The following is a 17,415-nucleotide window of genomic DNA, read 5'->3' on the forward strand; positions in this document are numbered from 1 at the left end:
AAGACAGCTATATCGTCGCGGATCGCTCGCGCATGAGGGGAACCGGCGAGTCCACCAGCAAACTCTTCGCGCAGCACGCTGGCGAGAACCTCGCATCAGTTGCAGGTCGTTCAAGTTGCCCACGTTTGGGCTAGTTCAAAGGAGGCCTTCCTTCCAAAGCCGATGCGATTATCAGGCTCGGCATATAAAACAAGACTTGCAACCTAAGTTAATCATTGGGCCGGCCAAAGCAGCGTCGCTGCCGTCATACGCCGAAGACTAAAGTTTCCAATGAGAAAAACGCGCGGACATCCACACGCTTCGATCCTGCCAATCCGCCCCGTCGCTCAAGCCAAGCGCGACCGCTGAAAGCGCCACCGACGCCCCCCGCCGCCAACACCCGACCCTGCCTGCGAAAACGTACCCGTCGCCCTAAATGTTATTATCGGAAACAACCCCGTCTCCTCCAAAGCGCGCATTCGAAGCATCAAGCCCCATGGACACCCATCTCGCCAAAACCGCCGATCCGTCCACCACCGACCTCGGCCGCCGCGTCCGCGCCGCCCGCCAGGCCCAGGACCTGACGCTGGAAACCGCCAGCCGCCTGTGCGGCGTGTCCCGCTCGACGCTCTCCAAGGTCGAAAACGGCCTGATGTCCCCCACTTTCGACGTCCTGCAGAAAATCGTCCTTGGCTTGAAGATCGAAATCGGCGAGCTGTTCGGCTCGACGCCGAAAGTCAGCGCCAGCGGCCGTCGCGCGCTCACTCGCAAAAACGAAGGGCAGCGCCACGCGTATCGTGGCTACCAGATGGAACTGCTCGCCACCGACCTCGCGCACAAAGCGATGCTGCCGTTTCGCATCCGCATTTCGGCGCACACGCTCGACGCCTTCGACGACTGGGGCCGTCACGAAGGCGAGGAGTTTCTGTATGTGATCAGCGGCAGCGTATGCCTGTATTCGGAGTTGTATGCGCCAACGCATCTGAACGCCGGCGACAGCCTCTACTTCGACAGCCGCACCGGTCACGCGGCGGTCTCCACGAGCGAAGAGGACGCCGAGGTGTTGTGGATGGCCACGAGCGCAGACATTCCGCAAGCGCCGGCTACCATCGAATCGACCAGGAAGTAACGCAGGCGCATCAACCCGCATGAACGGGCCTAGCGCGCCGCCAACGCCCGCTGCGCGAGTTGCGCAATATGCATTGCGTGACGCCCCGTACCCTGCGCGATCTGTTCACGGCAACTGAAGCCATTGGTCAGCACGATCGTCTCCGTCGCCGCTGCGCGCACCGCGGGAAATAGCCTGTCTTCGCCGATCTTCGCGGACAGCGCGTGGTGCTCCGTGTTGAAGCCGAACGATCCCGCCATGCCGCAGCATCCCGTGTCGAGCAGTCTCCATTTCACGCCGAGCTTGTTCAATAGCGCGGCATCGCCCTGCATGCCGAACAGCGCCTTCTGATGACAATGTCCATGCACGATCACGTCGGCGCCAAGCGTCGGCCAATCGAACGGCTCACGCGCGACGAAATCGGAGAACAAAAAAGTTTGCGCCGACAGCTTCTTCGCCAATGCATGGCCGGGCAGTTGCTTCAGCAGTTCGTCCTTGAACACCGACAGGCAACCTGGTTCGAGTCCCACGAGCGGCACGCCGGCGGCGATATCGTCCGCGAGGTCGTCGAGAATGTGCGTGAGCAGTTCTCGCGCGCGTTCGAGCAGGCCGAAGTCATACAGCGGACGCCCGCAGCACAAACGATTTTTCGGTAACACGACGTGCCAGCCCAATTGCTGTAGAACATCGGCAGCGGCCTGCGCGATCTCGGGCGTGAAGTGATCGTTGAACGTATCCACCCACAGGATGACTTTCTTCACATCGCCGCTGGCATCGCGCGCAGTTTGCGGCGAACGCCGTGCGATTTGCCTGTACGTGGCATCCGCGAACCGGGGTAGTTCGCGCGCTTGCGCGACGCCGGCCATCCACTTGCCAAACGAAGACAAACCCGGCGCCGACGTCATGAAGTTCGTCAGACGCGGAAAGCGCGCCGCCCACGGCGCCCATTCGCCGATGCGTCCCATGAACAGCGCCTGCCGTGGCCGACGATTCGTCTCGTAGTAATGCGAAAGAAATTCCGCCTTGTACGACGCCATGTCCGTATGCGTCGGGCAATCGGACTTGCAGCCCTTGCACGCGAGGCATGTGTCGAGCGCATCCTTCACTTCGCGGCTCTGCCAACCACCGGCGATCACGTCGCCCTGCAGCATTTCCCAGAAGAGATGCGCGCGGCCTCGCGTCGAATATTTCTCTTCACGTGTCGCGCGATAACTCGGGCACATGGTGCCGCCTTCGAGCGAGCGGCACTTGCCCATGCCGATGCATCGCTCGATCTCGCGCTGAAAGCCGTCGCCTTCCTGGCTGGCAAACGTCAGCCTGGTTTGCAGCGTGACCGGCTTGTAGGCGGGGCCCATGCGCAGGTTCTCATCGACGCGGTACGCGTGCACGACCTTGCCCGGATTCAGACGATTCGCCGGATCCCAGATCGCCTTGAACTGCTCCATCGCCTGCATCAGTTCGGGGCCGTACATGATCGGCAGAAACTCGGCCTTGGCCTGGCCGTCGCCGTGTTCGCCCGAGAGCGAGCCGCCGAATTCGACCACCAGTTCGGCCGCTTCGCGCAGAAACTTGCGCCACATTGCTACACCCTCCGCGCTGCGCAGGTCGAAGGTAATGCGTGCGTGCACGCAGCCGTCGCCGAAATGACCGTAGAGGCTCGTCTCGTAGCCGTAGCGATCCACCAGCGACTGAAACGCGCGCAGATAGCCGCCGAGCCGTAGCGGATCGACCGCCGCATCTTCCCAACCGACCACCGGGTCCGGCGTGCCGGAATCGACTGACAACGCCACCGCCGACGCGCCTGTCTCACGAATCGACCACACCTTCGCCTGCAACGCGCGATCTTCGACCAGCATCGCCGAGACATTCGGCCCTGCTTCGCCCGAGGAAAAATATGCCGCCGCGGCTTGCGCTTCAAGCATCACCGCCTCTTGCGTGTCCGCGCCGAATTCGAGCACGACCCACGCATCGCCTTCGGGCAGCAACGCGATCTCGTCCTTCTTCAAACCGCGCGCCTGCAAGCCGCGAATGATCGCGCGGTCGAGTCCTTCGATGGCGATTGGCCCGCAGCGCATGAAATGCGGCACGGCATCGGCCGCCGTGTAGATATCCGTGAAGCCGACCACGACGATCACGCGCTTCGCCGGACTCTTCACGAGGCGCACTTTCGCCTGCAAGGTGAGCGCGCAGGTTCCCTCGGTGCCGACCAATGCACGTGCAACGTTGAAGCCGTTTTCCGGCAGCAGCTGATCGAGATTGAAGCCCGACACACGCCGTTTGATCTGCGGGAATTTCGCTCGAATCTGCTCGGCGTAGGTGTCGCGCAGTTGCTTCAGTGCAGCGTAGATTTCGCCTTGGCGGCCGCCCGCCGCGATGATGTGCTCGAGTTCCTGGTCGGATGTCGGACCCACCCAGAAACGCGCGCCGTCGAAGGTCGCGATTTCCAGCGCTTCGACGTTTTCGACCGTCTTGCCGGCCATCACCGAATGCGCGCCGCACGAGTTATTGGCGATCATGCCGCCGAGCGTGCAGCGGCTGTGCGTCGCCGGGTCGGGCGCGAAGGTGAGGCCGTGCTGTTCGGCGGCGTCGCGCAGGGTGTCGCAGACCACGCCCGGCTCGACCAGCGCGACACGCGCGAGCGGATCGACCGACACGACACGATTCACATACTTGCTCGCGTCGGCCACCACCGCGACGTTCACGCATTGGCCGTTCTGCGACGTGCCGCCGCCGCGCGCGAGAAACGGCACGTCGTTGCGGCGGCAGGCGGCGAGCGCGGCCAACAGATCGTCGACATCCGCAGGCACGACGACGGCGAGCGGCACTTGTCGATAGTTCGATGCATCGGCCGCATACAGCGCTTTCGAACCCGAATCGAAGCGCACTTCGCCGCGCACGTGCTCGCGCAAATCGGCTTCGAGCGCCCGCATCACAGCGGCGCTGCCGGTGAAAGGCGTGGCGACGCGCGGCGCCTTCTTCAACGCGCGACGATCAGCATCCTCCAACGCATCGACGCCCGCGCCATGTTCTTCATCAAATGACGTTCCCACTGCGCTCCCTGTCTCTCGTGCCTGCGCCGCCACGTCGCGCTCAGGCAGCCTGGCTCGCAGTCATCTTGAAGATGCCCTGTGCGTTGCCCGCGTCGAAACGCAGGTCCGTTTCCCAACGGCGCGCGTCCTGATCGAAAGTCCGCTTGCGCGTGATGAACTCGTAGAACGAGCCCGGCACTTCGCGCGTCACGATGCCGCCGTCGGCCGCGCGGAACTCGCGCAGCACGAGGTCCGCGCGATACGCAGTCTGAAACACGCGGCCCGAGCGCGAGCACTCCACTTCCGGCTTCATCGGACGACCTTTGGCCTTCTCGTCGTCAGAGAGTTGAAAGACGTCCGCGACGCGGTCGGTGGCGTGATTGAACGCGTTGCCTTCGGTGGCGATCCACGCCATCTCCGCCGATTCCTTCAACAATACTTCGTAATCGGCTGCGCGTGGCGTGTCGTGCTGGCGCGCAAACGCGCCGACGATCACCGGCAACAGTTCATGAGCGGCGTCGAGCGGCAGCACGCCGTCGCGCTCGAGTTCCCACAACTGGCCGACGGCGCGCGGCGTCAACGGATCGCGCGAGGCGCCGATCACGTTGGTCACGGCTAGCTGAAACGCCGCCGAGAACCGCTCGGGATGCAATTCGCTGACGAAGAACTGCGCGATCTCATCGGGCGCGTCGTCGTGTGCCCACGCGCGACCGGTCATGCCGAGGCGATCGAGCGGATAGCGGCCGTTGATGCTGAAACCGAGCGGACGCAGAATGCGTGCGAACGCGGCTTCGCCCGCCGGCAGCGCGCCGTTGTGCGGCCAGCGCACCGTGCGCAACGCGCCATGATCGAAGTACACGCTGCCGCCCGCCGCGATCGTCTCTTCCGTGTATTGGCGGCCATTCGCCGAGCGCGCCAGCAGATCCTCGAAAAGCGCCATGTTCATGGCCTGCGCAAGCTCAGCGCGCGTGACGATGCCGTCCTCCCATTCGTCCAGAATGCGCGGATGATTCAGCGTCGCGAAGAGCCGTGTGGTTTTGTCGGCGCCAAGCAGCGTCAGCAGCAGTTGTTCGACATTCGCATTCTTGATGTTTCGCATAACGGTTCTTTACGTGGCTCTAAAAGGGCGTTGTTTCACGTCCTCGAGGGTGGTGCGGATGGCGATGCAAGGCGCAGCGCGGCAATGTCAAAGGCGTGATTATTCAAATCGGCCGGTCTGCCGTAAAGCAAGATAAAATCGCCACTTGATGCGTTTCTGGAATCAACGTGCGAAAGTTCAAGATCCCCAATATGGGCGCGCTGCTCGCTTTCGAAGCTGCCGCGCGGCACGAGAGCTTCACGCATGCGGCGCGCGAACTCTTCCTGACCGAGAGCGCGGTGTCACGACAGATCAATACGCTGGAGGGCAACCTCGGCGTGCGGCTGTTCGTGCGGGTCAAACAGCGCGTAGTGCTGACGAAGGCGGGCAAGGTCTATGGCGCGCAAGTGCGGCGCTCGCTGGAACAACTCGATCGCGACACGCTGTCCATCATCGCGCACGGCAGCGGCGGCGGTTATCTGGAACTGGCCGTGCTGCCGACGTTCGCGTCGCAATGGCTGATTCCGCGGCTTGCGGCATTCAATGCGCAGTTTCCGGACGTGCGCGTGAACATGGGCGTGCGAACCGGCACGTTTCCGTTCGCCGAGACTCATTTCGAGGCCGCGATTCATTACGGCAAGCCCACATGGCCGGGTACGTCGGCGGACTTTCTGTTTCGCGAAGAGGTCGTGCCGGTTTGCGCGGCGGGTCTGCTGAAGCGGCCCGTTCAAAGCGCCGCCGATCTGCTGGACTATCCGCTGCTGCACTCCACCACCAGGCCGGACGGCTGGGCGTCATGGTTCGCCGGCATGGGCGTCGACGATAACCGGACCATGCAGGGCGTGCGCTACGAACTCCACACCATGCTGATCAGCGCGGCCGCGGCCGGTCTCGGCATCGCGCTGGTGCCGCGCTTTTTCGTCGATGCGCAACTCGATCAGCTTGGGCTCATGATTCCGCTCGACGCGCCCGCCGTCGCCGACTCGGCGTATTACCTCGTCTATCCAACCGAGTTGAGTCACGGCAAGCCGCTGGCGAGTTTCCGCGAATGGCTGCTGCACGAAGCCGCGGCCTACGGCGCGGTGAATCCCCTGATCGCCGGCCGAGCCGACATGGATTGAGCCGGCATCATTTCAGGCGTCAAACGCCGGCCTGTTCGCGCGCTTTGGCCAGTGCGCTCAGATTGCCTTCGCCGAAGCCATGGTGGCCCTGACGCTGAACGATCTCGAAGAATATTTCGCCGGCGCGGCGCCGCACGAAAGTCTGGAAGAACAGCAGCGGAACGCCGTCCGGGCCGATCTCGCCATCCACCAGCACGTGCGTGCGCTTGAGCCGCGCGACATCGAGCCCGTGGCCCGGCAGGCGCGTGTCAAGTTGCTCGTAGTAGCGCAGCGGCGGCTCGACGAATTCGACGCCGTTCGCAAGCAACTGCTCGACGCACCCGAAGATGTCGTCGGTCGCGAGGGCGATATGCTGCACACCTTCGCCTGGGTGATCCGGCAAATACTCGTGCATCAGGTTGGTCCGGCTCGTCCCTTCCTCATATAAAGGCACGCGGATCGCGCCGCACGGCGACACCATCACGCGCGATTCCGCCGATACGTGCCAATTGGCGTGCAACTCGTGAATCTCACGGAAATTGAGCAAGTCGCGATAGAAGTCGAGCCATTCCTGCATCCGGCCTTCACCGACTGTTTGCGTCAGATGATCGACCGCGACGAGGCCGGTGCCAGCGTGGCTCAAGTCGGCGTGCGCCGTGTCGATTTCGATGGGCCGGAAGTCGATATCGAAGATCGAGATGTCGCCGAGGCCGCCACGCTGGCCGCCACGGCCGCGCCAACGGTCGACGAAATAGATATGCGAGTCGCCAATGCCCTGGATGGCCGGAATCAGCAACTCGCCCGTGCCGATCTTCTCGCCTTCGAACGCCCATGCGCCGAGTTCGATCGCGCGGTCGAAGGCGCGCTGCGCGTCCGCCACGCGAATACCGATCGCGCAAATGCCCGCGCCGTATTCCTCGGCATAGCGCGCGGCGAACGAATCCGGCTCGGCGTTGATGAGGAACTGCATCTCGCCCTGGCGATAGAGCGTGACGTCCTTGCTGATATGCCGCGCAATCGCCTTGAAACCGAGCTTGGTGAAGGTTTCACCGAGCGCCTGCGGCTCGCGCGCGGCAAACTCCACGAATTCGAGGCCGGCGGTGCCGAGCGGATTGTGCTCGGGCGCCGACACGGCACGCAGCGCGGCGTCTGGAGTGGGCAAGTCGCTGGGCATGGCAATCTCCTTTACAGTCGTTCGACGCTGTTTCCTGTGTTTCTGGTGTTCGGTGCAAGCCGACGGCCACCCGTAGTGTGACACCGGCTGCGCGGTGTGCCACAGCATCGCCGCCGACGGCTTTTGCACCGTGTTTGTACACCGGGTAACAGGGCGTCCGCAACCTTCATTTTGTACCGAATGGTTCACACGATGGCGCGCCCGCATGCCTCGCGCCAACCAACATCATGAGTGAACAGCGCACGCCCTATTTGCGGCTCCGTTTCCGCGCCCATTTTCCCGCCGACCTGGCCGCCGCCTTATCCGCACTCGCCGCCATGCGCTGCTGCGCGACCTCGCGCACCGCCTCGATAAACGCCCGTCCGACCGGCGACGGCTGCGTGTCCGAGCGTCGGATCAATCCAACCGGCTCGCCGGTGCCGGCAAAGGGCAACGGCAAACGGACCAGCATGCTGTGCGCCAACTCATATTCGACCGCGCTCAGCGGGACGAACCACACCGCGCCGTTCTCAAGCGTCAATGCGCGGCCCGTCGAAACCGACAATACCTCGACGAACGCCGACAACGGCGGTACGCCCCACGCGCTCAACAGACTGTCCGCCGATTGCCTGATCAAAGTGCCGAACGGCGGCAACACAACCGGAAAATCCTCGAGCGAGGTAGCCGGCAAACCCGCACCCGCCGCCAGCGGATGCCCTGCGCGCACCACCGCGATCAGCGGCTCGCTGAACAGTTGCTCGAAACTGAGCCCGACCATCCGCTCGGGATCGGCCAGACGTCCGATCGCAAATTCGATCGCGCCCGCTTTGAGGCGCTCGAGCAACTCCGGGTTCGCGCCAGTCGCCAAGCGCACGATCACGCGCGGCCACAGCGCGGCGAACTGCTTCAGCACCGGCGGTATCAGCGCCGCTGCAACGGTCGGCAGAATGCCGATTTCCAGCGTGGCCGCAGCCGCGCCTTCCGCGCGCGCCAGCAGATCGACACCCTGACGCAACGCGCTGACGCAGGCGCTCGCGTGCGGCATGAAGAGTTGCCCCTCGCGGGTCGGCACGGCGCCGTGGCGGCCGCGCTCGAACAGCTTCACGCCGAGAATCGCTTCGAGTTCGGCGACGGTCTTGGAGACCGCGGGCTGCGTGATCGACAGGCTGTCGGCCGCCCGCTGGACACTGCCGAACTGCGCAACGGCCAGAAAGCACTGGAGATGACGGAATTTGACGCGGCTATCCGCGAGGCTGCGTTGCATAACGGCAGGTTATACGAAAAGGGCGAAAACGTCATTTTGCATAACCTCTCAGGTTGGATAAAGTCTTTCCATAACGCCGTATCCCAAAATTCCTCGAAGGAGACACTGATGGACGATTCCTTTCTCAGCGCGCGTGACTTCACATCGCATCCCGCTTACGTCTACCCCGGCTACGGTTCGTCGGTCAAACGCGGTCCGACGCGTCCGCTGATTCCGCTGAAGGAAAAGCTGCGTGACCAGCGTGTGCCGGTCTACGGCACCGACGACCTCGGCGCGCTCGACCACGACCTGACACGCAACGCCGCGCGTAATGGCGAGCCGCTTGGCGAGCGAATCATCGTGACGGGCCGTGTACTCGACGAAGGCAATCGCCCGGTGCGCAACACGCTGGTCGAAATCTGGCAAGCCAATGCCGCAGGCCGCTATGTGCACAAGGCCGACCAGCACGATGCGCCGCTCGACCCGAATTTTCTCGGCGCCGGCCGCTGCATCACCGACAACGAAGGCCGTTACCGTTTCCTCACGATCAAGCCGGGCGCGTATCCGTGGGGCAACCATCCGAATGCCTGGCGTCCGAACCATATCCACTTCTCGCTCTTCGGCGAACATTTCGGCTCGCGCCTCGTCACGCAGATGTACTTCCCCGGCGACCCGCTGCTGGCGTTCGACCCGATCTTCCAGGGCACGCCCGAGCACGCGCGTGACCGCCTGATCGCGGATTTCTCGCTCGACACCACGCAAGAGGCCTATGCGCTCGGCTACGACTTCGACATCGTGCTGCGCGGCCGTAACGAAACTCCGATGGAGCGCTAAGCCATGACCACCCTCAAACAAACGCCTTCCCAAACGGTCGGACCTTACTTCGCGTACGGTCTGTGCCCGCAGCAATACGATTTCGACTTCAAAAGCCTGTTTACGCCGGTTCTGGCTGACCGCGAAGCGGCCGGCGAGCACATCACGATCGTTGGCCAGGTGTTCGATGGTGACGGCAAGGTGGTCGGCGACGCCATGCTCGAAGTCTCGCAGGTGGACGCGAATGGGCACTTCCCGGAGTCGCGTGAGGAAATCCTGAAGACGGGCTTTCGCGGTTTTGCGCGTGTGGGCACCGGCACGGATCCGCACAAACGCTTCGTTGTGGAAACAGTGAAACCGGGGCGCGTCAGTTCGGACGAAGCGCCGCATCTGAATGTGATCCTGACCATGCGCGGCATGCTGCTGCACACGTTCACGCGCGTCTATTTCGAGGACGAAGCCGCGGCGAACGAGAAAGACTCCGTGCTGGCGGCGGTTCCAGCGGACCGGCGCGACACGCTGATCGCGCGCCGCGAGCCGAATGTGGCGAACGTTTACCGTTTCGATATCCACATGCAAGGCGATAAGGAAACCGTTTTTTTCGATCTTTGATGCGGTTTTTCTACACTTTCATATTGCTTTCACATACACTGCGCTAGATCCTTCTAGCGACTGGATCGCGAAACTCCGAGTAGTTGAGCCCGCCTTGCGCGGGCTTTTTTTTGGTCTTTTCGCGGGCCTTCTTGTCTGATTAATATGGCTTACCGCGGCGAGCAACGCAGTTAGCGGCCGATTCTCAATACGTCTGCAACGTGATCATGCGCGCCCGGGCGCGCCATGCGTTGTATCGAGCGACACGATCACCGTCATCAGTTTGGATACCGAAGCAATCGGACTGATTCGGTCAAACTGTTTTCCGGTGAGCATGGCATGCGTTCGTTCGTCGACGACGCAGACGGATCTGGCGCGAAGCCGAGGCACGCGATTTCAGCGTGTAGCCGCAGCGCACGAACGACAAGCACCGCGCTTAGCAACGAAAATGATCGATGTTCTGTCCAGCGTAAATCGCGCGCGCGAGCCAGTCAGGTTTATCGCCGTGACCGTCCCACGTATTGCCGTAGGCGTCGCGATACATCACGGCGCGAGTCGCGGCCGCATCGGTTTCGATCGATTCGGCGAGCGCTTCTATCGAAATGCCGTATTCGTCCATGCGTCGGCGGATCCATGCGATCAGGCGCTCACGCGCATTCCCGTCGAAGTCGAGCTGCCGTTGTTCTCCAAGCTCTTTCATAACTTACCGGTGTCGCGGCTAATAATGCTCGCGTTAGAAAACAAAGGCTTCGCTAAACAACGCGAAGCCTATGCGTGATTCAGATGGCTCGAGTGCGAATCGAACTCGCGATGCCTCTCCCGATGCGGGAGAACTCGCACCTGGAAATCATGCCCATCAAATCTTGGATTATGGGGAATTCGTCTGCAACCGGATCGAACTGCGCTCGTGTCTCGCCCCGTGATTCGGGGCTGCTTCTGCGTATGGAAAGCGATTCTAGCATCCAATTTCTTTTACTTGCAGCAATGAATTGTTAGTCCGCGATGCAGTGCTTTTCGATTCCCATTGGGTTATCCGGACTGCGAGCAGAAGCGGCAATACGCATCGGCAAGAAATGAGCGGGCAGCAAAGGCAAAAAAGCAAAGCCCGCTCTCTCATGTTATGTTTCACTGACTAAAGCGTTAGCGAATAGGAGACACTCGACCATGACCGCTTCAACCGCCATCATCACCATCCTCGCCGCGCTCCTTTTAGGCGCCATGAGTCCGGGACCGAGTTTCGTCATCGTCGCCCGCAATGCGATCGGCTTGTCGCGCGGCGATGGTCTTGCCACCGCAATCGGCATGGGAGTCGGCGGCGTGTTCTTTAGCGGCATCGCGTTACTCGGCCTTTACACCTTGCTCGCGAGTGTCGAATGGCTCTACGTCGGCCTGAAAGTGGCAGGCGGGCTCTATCTGGTCTACCTCGCCTCGAAAATCTGGCGCGGCGCCGCCAAACCGCTCGCCTTCGATGCCGCGCAAGCGGTCTCGGCCAACGCCCGTAAATCTTTCTGGATCGGCTTAAGCACACAACTCAGCAATCCGAAGACAGCCGTCTATTACGGCAGTATCTTCGCGGCGCTGCTGCCGCAACATCCGCCGCTGTGGTGCTACTTTGCGTTGCCCCCTGCGATCTTCGCTATCGAAGCCGGCTGGTACACCGTCGTCGCGCTGTGCTTTTCGAGCAAGCGGCCGCGCGAAATCTACCTGCAATGGAAAGCTTGGGTCGACCGCGTCGCCGCAAGCGCAGTCGCTGCGCTCGGATTACGCCTGATCCTGACGGCACACAAAGTGGGCATCTGAAACGAGTTGGCGCTCCAACGGCTTGCCGTGCCCCGCGGCAGGCCGGGAACCAGAGTCCTGTCGGCAAGCGCCAGCACACGCCGTTCGCGGCACCAGGCGAAACAGTTACAAGATAAGTGTTGACGTTGACACACCCCGGCGGTTACTGTGGCGTCCGAAGTTCAAGAAGTTCGATTGCTGTTCATCAATGTCTCGCTCCTCAGCGGTATTCGTTGTCCTCTCCCTCCTTGACGCTTCACACGCTCTCGCACAGAGCACATCTTTCTATTTTTTTACTTCAAGGATTCTTCATGGATACCGGTACCGTTAAGTGGTTCAACGACAGCAAAGGCTTTGGCTTCATCACTCCGGACAAGGGCGGCGACGACCTGTTCGCACACTTCTCCGAAATCAGCGGCGACGGCTTCAAGACGCTGGCTGAGAATCAGAAGGTGAGCTTCGAAACGAAGCAAGGCCCGAAGGGTCTGCAAGCGGCTAACATCAAGCCGCTGTAAGTTTGAAGGGCTCGGTGTCCGGCAACGGACATCGGGCTGCAGCGACATCCTCGCGGAGCTTTTTCTCCCACAGTTGGCGCGTATCGCTTTGAGCTGCATGTCATTCAAGCAGCTTGCCTGAGCGCCAAACGCCTCGTTGCACCTCATTCTCCCCTCCGGCTTCAACGCCCATTTTTCGCTTTCCGACTGCGTCAGGATCCGGCTCGCAATGGCTTGAATCAGCTCGTCCGTGGGACTCGTACAAGGGTCCGCAAGGCAGGCGCGCACTCGAACATCATTAAAATATAAAATGCAAAACAAACATATTCATCACTACAACGGCTATGCCGTCAAACCCTCGGCGCACCGTTTGCCCGATGGCACTTTTTCATCCAATCTGCTGCTTGAACGCGCCGACAGCGCGCGCACCGAAGGGCGCTACCAGTTCTATTCGCTCGATTACTTCACGAACGAAGAACAGGCTTTGCAGCACTCGGCACGCTGGGCACGCCACTGGGTCGATACGCGCGGCTAAGCTCGCGACCGGTGTGCGATCCTGCGTGGTGACGCGCACGTGATCCACGGCACGAACCAGTGGCATTGGCGTGCCGTTCGGCACGCCACACCATCACATGCGCGACCGCATCATTGCTTTTCTTCGGCCTTGATGCGCGCGCGCAGTTCGAACTTCTGAATTTTCCCCGTCGACGTCTTCGGCAATTCGCCAAAGCGCACCGCTTTCGGCAACTTGTATCCCGCAAGAAAGAGCCGGCAGTGCGCAATGATCTCTTCCGCGCTCACCTGAGCACCCTCCTTGAGCTCGACGAAGGCGCACGGCACCTCGCCCCACTTCGGATCCGCCATGGCCACCACGGCGGCAACAGACACCGCAGGGTGACGATACAGCGTGTCTTCGACCTCGATGCTCGAGATGTTCTCGCCGCCAGAAATGATGATGTCCTTGCTGCGATCGCGAATGCGGATATAGCCGTCGGGCATTCGCACGCCGAGATCGCCGGTATGGAACCAGCCGCCCTGGAAGGTCGCTTCCGTCGCGCGCTCGTTCTTCAGGTAACCCTTCATGCAGATGTTGCCGCGGAACATGATCTCGCCGATCGTCTCGCCGTCGTCGGGCACGGGTGCTAGCGTGTCCGGGTCGAGCACGGTCACCGCTGCCTGCAGGTGATAGCGCACGCCCTGCCGCGCGTTCAGTTCGGCGCGCGCGCTGTCGTCGAGCGTATCCCACTCCTCCTGTTTCGCGCAGACCGCGGCAGGCCCGTAGGTTTCCGTGAGCCCGTACACGTGCGTGAGATCGAAACCGATCTCCTTCATCTTCGCGATCACCGCCGGCGCGGGCGCCGCGCCCGCCACCATCGTCGACACGCGGTGCTCGATGCCATCGCGCCATTCGGCCGGCGCATTCGCGAGCGCGCTCTGCACGATCGGCGCGCCGCAATAGTGCGTGATGCCTTCGCGGCGAATCAGGTCGAACACTGTCTTCGCATCGAATTTGCGCAAACAGACATTGACGCCGGCACGCGCGGCCACCGTCCACGGAAAACACCAGCCGTTGCAGTGGAATAGCGGCAAGGTCCACAGGTAGACCGCGTGCTTGGGCATATCCCATTCGAGGATATTGCTGAGCGCGTTCAGATACGCGCCGCGATGGTGATAGACCACGCCCTTCGGATCGCCGGTCGTGCCCGAGGTGTAGTTCAGCGCAATGGCGTCCCATTCGTCAACCGGCAAGGTCCACGCGAATTCGGGGTCGCCGGATTGCAGGAACGCCTCATAGTCAATCGAGCGGATGAATTGGGCCGGATCGGCGGGCATCGCGTCAGCCACGCTGATCACGCGCAGGTCCGGGAATTCGAGCGCGGCGCGATGCGCGAACTCGCCGTATTCGGTATCGACGATCAGCGCCTTCGCCTCGCCATGCCGCAGCATGAACAGCAGCGACGACACATCGAGCCGCGTATTCAGTGTATTGAGCACGGCGCCGGCCATGGGCACACCGAAATGCGCTTCTATCATCGGAGGAATATTGGGCAGCAGGGCCGCGACCGTATCGCCACGCTGAATGCCGACCCGCTGCAATGCGCTGGCCAGACGCCGGGCGCGTTCGAAAGTTTCGCGCCAGTTGCGGCGAATCTTCCCATGGACGACCGCCAGCCGCTCACCGTAGACTTCCGCTGCGCGCACGATGAAATCGATTGGCGTTAGCGGGACATAGTTGGCCTCACGGCGCTCGAGGCCTGCTTCGAACATGTGCTTCATCGCATCGTCTCCAGAGGCGCGGGCCGCGCCGTCGATTATTCTGATTGATGAACTAGGCTAACAATTGTCATGGTGAACTGTCTGTCATTCAAATGACAGAGTGGCGCGCCCTGGCGCTTCTGCATGGACATCCACTCAAAACCGCAAGCCGCCATGAACGACGCTCCGCTCACCGTCCCCGCCGACGCCCGCCCGCACAGGCCGGAACGGGTCGCGCGCGCCGAACTGCCGAGCCTGTTCGCCACTTGCGCGTGGTTTCGCGCGCTCGCCGCCGAGCATCAGGCCATGGTGCTCGCCAGCTCGCACGCGGAGCGTAGGGAAGGCGGGGCGTGGATTGCGCGCCGCCAGGAGCCGTCGGACTACTGGATCGGCGTGCACTCCGGCCTCATCAAACTTGCCATTTACAGCCCTTCGGGACGCAGTTGCACGCTGTCCGGCGTGCCGCGCGGTGGCTGGTTCGGCGAAGGCAGCGTGATCAAGCGCGAACTGCGCAAATACGATGTGGCGGCGATCCAGCCTTCACTGGTCATGTTCGTGCCCTCGGAGACGTTCCACGCGCTGCTGGAGTCGAGCCTGCCGTTCACGGGCTTCGTGATCCGGCAACTGAATAACCGCATGGGCGAATTCATCGCGTCGATCCAGAACAGCCGGCTGCTTGATGTCGACGCGCGCGTCGCGCAATCGCTGGCGCAATTGTTTAACGCGGACCTTTATCCCGACACGGGTCGCACGCTCGCCATTTCACAGGAAGAAGTCGGCCTGTTGGCAGGCGTTTCGCGTCAGCGGATCAATCAGGCGCTGCAAAACCTCGAACGGCTGCAGATTTTGCGCCTCTCGTACAACCAGATTGACGTGCTCGACCTGGAACGCCTGGGCGCATTCGGCCTGGAACAGATCTAGCCTCCACACTCCGCCGTCCCCTTTCGCCCCGCCATATTTCAACAGCCGCCGGCGCGCGGCCGTTAGCCTGTTTTTTGAGCAACCGGATAAAGAAAGCGCCGTACGCGCCGTTATGGGAGGAATGCAGCGCAAAATGCAGCCCCTTCCTATTCCGAACTCAACGTATTGTCGAAACCGATAATGAACCGCCTGACACTGAAACAGAAATTGTGGGTGCCGTTGTTGCTGTGCTGGGTCGCGCTCCTGATCGTGACCGTTGTGAACGCGTACGAGGCACGTAACGCTCAGATGGACGCACGGCGCGCCGACCTGGCCGACGTCACCGATATGGCGGCATCGATCGTCGCGGACTATGCGAAACAGGCCGACGCCGGCAAGCTCTCCGTCGACGAAGCGAAGCAACAAGCCATTGCCCGCGTCAACGCCCAACGTTACGGTGCCTCCGGCTACGTGTCGATCGTGCGCAGCGATTCGGTCATGATCGACCATCCAATGAGCCCGAAGCTGAACGGCAAGGACATGAGCGGCTTCCGCGACGCCAAAGGCAACGCGCTGTATCACGACATCGCCCAGGCCGGCGGCTCGGCAGGCGGCGCCGGGTACTTGCGCTACTGGTGGCCGAAGCCCGGCGAAACGGCACCAAGCGAAAAGCTCGGCTATGTGAAGCGCTTCGGTCCATGGGGCTGGGACTTCATCGCCGGCGCCTACATGGACGACATTCAGGCGCAGTTCTACACAACGCTCGCGCGCTCGGCCGGCATGCTGGTGGTCCTCGGCGCGCTCGTGTCGTTCGTTGCATCTCGGGTGGTGCGCAGCGTGTCGCGCTCGATTGGCGGCGAGCCTTCCGCGGCGGCCGCGATTGCGATGCAGATCGCGCGCGGTGACCTGGCCACTCGCTTCGACTTGCGCCGCGACGATACGTCGAGCCTGCTGTTTTCGCTGCGTGAAATGCGCAACCAACTCGCGTCCACCGTCGGGCGGATCAAGACCTCAGCGGAGACGATCACCGTCGCTTCGAAGGAAATCGCCGCGGGCAATCTGGACCTGTCGAGCCGCACTGAGGAACAGGCCGCTTCGCTGCAGCAGACCGCCGCCAGCATGGACGAACTCACCAAGACCGTCACGCAGAACGCCGACAATGCGGCGACCGCGTCCGAACTGGCCAGCGACGCGTCGAACATCGCCGCGCGCGGCGGTCAGGTGGTCAACGACGTAGTCGAGAAAATGGCGGGCATCACCGATAGTTCGCGCAAGATCGGCGAGATCATCAGCGTGATCGAGGGCATTGCATTCCAGACCAATATTCTGGCGCTGAACGCCGCAGTGGAAGCCGCGCGCGCCGGCGAAGAAGGCCGCGGCTTCGCGGTGGTGGCGGGCGAGGTGCGCAATCTGGCGCAACGCAGCGCGACCGCGGCCAAGGAGATCAAGGTGCTGATCGATCAATCGGTCGCGCAAGTGGGCGAAGGCTCGACGCTCGCGGGCAAGGCGGGCAGCACGATCGGCGAGGTCGTGGACGCGGTGCGCCGCGTCACGGCCATCATGAACGAGATCTCGGCGGCTTCGAAGGAGCAGAGTTCAGGTATCGGCGAAGTGAATCTCGCGATCCGCCAGATGGACGATGTGACCCAGCGCAATGCCGCACTCGTCGAGCAGGCCGCCGCCGCTGCCGGTTCGCTCGATGAGCAGACCGAACAGCTGCGGCATGCCGTTGCCGTTTTCAAGGTCGAACAACCTGCCTGATCGAGGCACGGTCTTTCTTTCCAGACCTGCGGTTCCTGAGCGATTGAACAAAAAGGCTGACACCGGATTCCCGGTGTCAGCCTTTTTGTTTGTCGTCGCAAACGGCGCGACCTAAGCGGCGTGCGCGCCAT

16 protein-coding genes are annotated in these 17,415 nt (G+C 62.2%); 9 read left to right on the top strand and 7 right to left on the bottom strand.

The window, feature by feature from the left end; all coding sequences use genetic code 11:
- Positions 1 to 475: 475 nt before the first annotated feature.
- Positions 476 to 1,108 (top strand): XRE family transcriptional regulator, encoded by a 633-nt coding sequence (locus tag RI103_RS31715; protein ID WP_310816656.1) that lies wholly within the window; start codon positions 476 to 478, stop codon positions 1,106 to 1,108.
- Between the two features lie 29 nt (positions 1,109 to 1,137).
- On the opposite strand, the gene RI103_RS31720 is transcribed toward RI103_RS31715, so the two are convergent.
- Both RI103_RS31720 and RI103_RS31725 read right to left on the bottom strand, forming a co-directional pair.
- Entirely contained in the window at positions 1,138 to 4,137 is a 3,000-nt protein-coding gene (locus RI103_RS31720) for an FAD-binding and (Fe-S)-binding domain-containing protein (protein WP_310816658.1), read from the bottom strand.
- A gap of 40 nt (positions 4,138 to 4,177) precedes the next feature.
- On the bottom strand, positions 4,178 to 5,215 hold the full coding sequence (locus tag RI103_RS31725; RefSeq protein WP_310816660.1) for a DUF1338 domain-containing protein: 1,038 nt from the start codon (positions 5,213 to 5,215) through the stop codon (positions 4,178 to 4,180).
- Positions 5,216 to 5,382: 167 nt separating this feature from the next.
- On the opposite strand from RI103_RS31725, the gene RI103_RS31730 reads away from it, so the two are divergent.
- Positions 5,383 to 6,315: a LysR substrate-binding domain-containing protein gene (locus tag RI103_RS31730; protein ID WP_310816662.1), complete on the top strand. Its 933-nt coding sequence runs from the start codon at positions 5,383 to 5,385 to the stop codon at positions 6,313 to 6,315.
- A 19-nt stretch (positions 6,316 to 6,334) separates the two neighbouring features.
- Here the strand turns inward: RI103_RS31730 and RI103_RS31735 are convergent, their stop codons facing one another.
- On the bottom strand, positions 6,335 to 7,468 hold the full coding sequence (locus tag RI103_RS31735; protein ID WP_310816663.1) for a VOC family protein: 1,134 nt from the start codon (positions 7,466 to 7,468) through the stop codon (positions 6,335 to 6,337).
- A 247-nt stretch (positions 7,469 to 7,715) separates the two neighbouring features.
- Positions 7,716 to 8,711 (bottom strand): pca operon transcription factor PcaQ, encoded by a 996-nt coding sequence (pcaQ, locus tag RI103_RS31740; RefSeq protein ID WP_310816664.1) that lies wholly within the window; start codon positions 8,709 to 8,711, stop codon positions 7,716 to 7,718.
- 108 nt (positions 8,712 to 8,819) lie between these two features.
- Here pcaQ and pcaH point away from each other — a divergent pair, with 108 nt between their 5' ends.
- Both pcaH and pcaG read left to right on the top strand, forming a co-directional pair.
- Entirely contained in the window at positions 8,820 to 9,524 is a 705-nt protein-coding gene (gene pcaH / locus RI103_RS31745) for a protocatechuate 3,4-dioxygenase subunit beta (protein WP_310816665.1), read from the top strand.
- Between the two features lie 3 nt (positions 9,525 to 9,527).
- Positions 9,528 to 10,115, top strand: coding sequence for a protocatechuate 3,4-dioxygenase subunit alpha (gene pcaG, locus RI103_RS31750; protein ID WP_310816666.1), 588 nt, complete (start codon positions 9,528 to 9,530; stop codon positions 10,113 to 10,115).
- 204 nt (positions 10,116 to 10,319) lie between these two features.
- Here pcaG and RI103_RS31755 read toward each other — a convergent pair whose 3' ends face one another.
- The gene (locus RI103_RS31755) at positions 10,320 to 10,430 is read right to left on the bottom strand and encodes a hypothetical protein (protein WP_310816667.1); all 111 of its coding nucleotides are present in this window, start codon (positions 10,428 to 10,430) and stop codon (positions 10,320 to 10,322) included.
- 100 nt (positions 10,431 to 10,530) lie between these two features.
- A complete protein-coding gene (locus RI103_RS31760; RefSeq protein WP_310816669.1) occupies positions 10,531 to 10,794 on the bottom strand; it encodes an H-NS family nucleoid-associated regulatory protein in 264 nt (87 codons plus the stop codon).
- A gap of 464 nt (positions 10,795 to 11,258) precedes the next feature.
- On the opposite strand from RI103_RS31760, the gene RI103_RS31765 reads away from it, so the two are divergent.
- The 3 genes from RI103_RS31765 (at position 11,259) to RI103_RS31775 (ending at position 12,902) form a co-directional block, all read left to right on the top strand.
- Entirely contained in the window at positions 11,259 to 11,894 is a 636-nt protein-coding gene (locus RI103_RS31765; RefSeq protein ID WP_310816670.1) for a LysE family transporter, read from the top strand.
- Between the two features lie 290 nt (positions 11,895 to 12,184).
- A complete protein-coding gene (locus tag RI103_RS31770; RefSeq protein WP_012428559.1) occupies positions 12,185 to 12,388 on the top strand; it encodes a cold-shock protein in 204 nt (67 codons plus the stop codon).
- 289 nt (positions 12,389 to 12,677) lie between these two features.
- Positions 12,678 to 12,902 (top strand): hypothetical protein, encoded by a 225-nt coding sequence (locus RI103_RS31775; protein ID WP_132383764.1) that lies wholly within the window; start codon positions 12,678 to 12,680, stop codon positions 12,900 to 12,902.
- Between the two features lie 110 nt (positions 12,903 to 13,012).
- On the opposite strand, the gene RI103_RS31780 is transcribed toward RI103_RS31775, so the two are convergent.
- Entirely contained in the window at positions 13,013 to 14,644 is a 1,632-nt protein-coding gene (locus tag RI103_RS31780) for an acyl-CoA synthetase (protein ID WP_310816671.1), read from the bottom strand.
- Positions 14,645 to 14,797: 153 nt separating this feature from the next.
- Between RI103_RS31780 and RI103_RS31785 the strand changes: the two genes are divergently transcribed.
- Positions 14,798 to 15,544, top strand: a complete 747-nt coding sequence (locus RI103_RS31785) for a Crp/Fnr family transcriptional regulator (RefSeq protein ID WP_310818628.1) — start codon at positions 14,798 to 14,800, stop codon at positions 15,542 to 15,544.
- 180 nt (positions 15,545 to 15,724) lie between these two features.
- Positions 15,725 to 17,284, top strand: coding sequence for a methyl-accepting chemotaxis protein (locus tag RI103_RS31790; protein ID WP_310816672.1), 1,560 nt, complete (start codon positions 15,725 to 15,727; stop codon positions 17,282 to 17,284).
- Positions 17,285 to 17,415 lie beyond the last annotated feature (131 nt).

This window comes from Paraburkholderia sp. FT54 (assembly GCF_031585635.1).
Classification (GTDB): Bacteria; Pseudomonadota; Gammaproteobacteria; order Burkholderiales; family Burkholderiaceae; genus Paraburkholderia.

Bases quoted from the DNA above. Each gene is read 5' to 3' on its own strand.
- RI103_RS31715 (WP_310816656.1), top strand. From the start codon at position 476: ATGGACACCCATCTCGCCAAAACCGCCGATCCGTCCACCACCGACCTC.
- RI103_RS31725 (WP_310816660.1), bottom strand. From the start codon at position 5,215: ATGCGAAACATCAAGAATGCGAATGTCGAACAACTGCTGCTGACGCTG.
- RI103_RS31735 (WP_310816663.1), bottom strand. From the start codon at position 7,468: ATGCCCAGCGACTTGCCCACTCCAGACGCCGCGCTGCGTGCCGTGTCG.
- pcaQ (WP_310816664.1), bottom strand. From the start codon at position 8,711: ATGCAACGCAGCCTCGCGGATAGCCGCGTCAAATTCCGTCATCTCCAG.
- pcaH (WP_310816665.1), top strand. From the start codon at position 8,820: ATGGACGATTCCTTTCTCAGCGCGCGTGACTTCACATCGCATCCCGCT.
- pcaG (WP_310816666.1), top strand. From the start codon at position 9,528: ATGACCACCCTCAAACAAACGCCTTCCCAAACGGTCGGACCTTACTTC.
- RI103_RS31755 (WP_310816667.1), bottom strand. From the start codon at position 10,430: ATGCTCACCGGAAAACAGTTTGACCGAATCAGTCCGATTGCTTCGGTA.
- RI103_RS31760 (WP_310816669.1), bottom strand. From the start codon at position 10,794: ATGAAAGAGCTTGGAGAACAACGGCAGCTCGACTTCGACGGGAATGCG.
- RI103_RS31765 (WP_310816670.1), top strand. From the start codon at position 11,259: ATGACCGCTTCAACCGCCATCATCACCATCCTCGCCGCGCTCCTTTTA.
- RI103_RS31770 (WP_012428559.1), top strand. From the start codon at position 12,185: ATGGATACCGGTACCGTTAAGTGGTTCAACGACAGCAAAGGCTTTGGC.
- RI103_RS31775 (WP_132383764.1), top strand. From the start codon at position 12,678: ATGCAAAACAAACATATTCATCACTACAACGGCTATGCCGTCAAACCC.
- RI103_RS31780 (WP_310816671.1), bottom strand. From the start codon at position 14,644: ATGAAGCACATGTTCGAAGCAGGCCTCGAGCGCCGTGAGGCCAACTAT.
- RI103_RS31785 (WP_310818628.1), top strand. From the start codon at position 14,798: ATGAACGACGCTCCGCTCACCGTCCCCGCCGACGCCCGCCCGCACAGG.
- RI103_RS31790 (WP_310816672.1), top strand. From the start codon at position 15,725: ATGAACCGCCTGACACTGAAACAGAAATTGTGGGTGCCGTTGTTGCTG.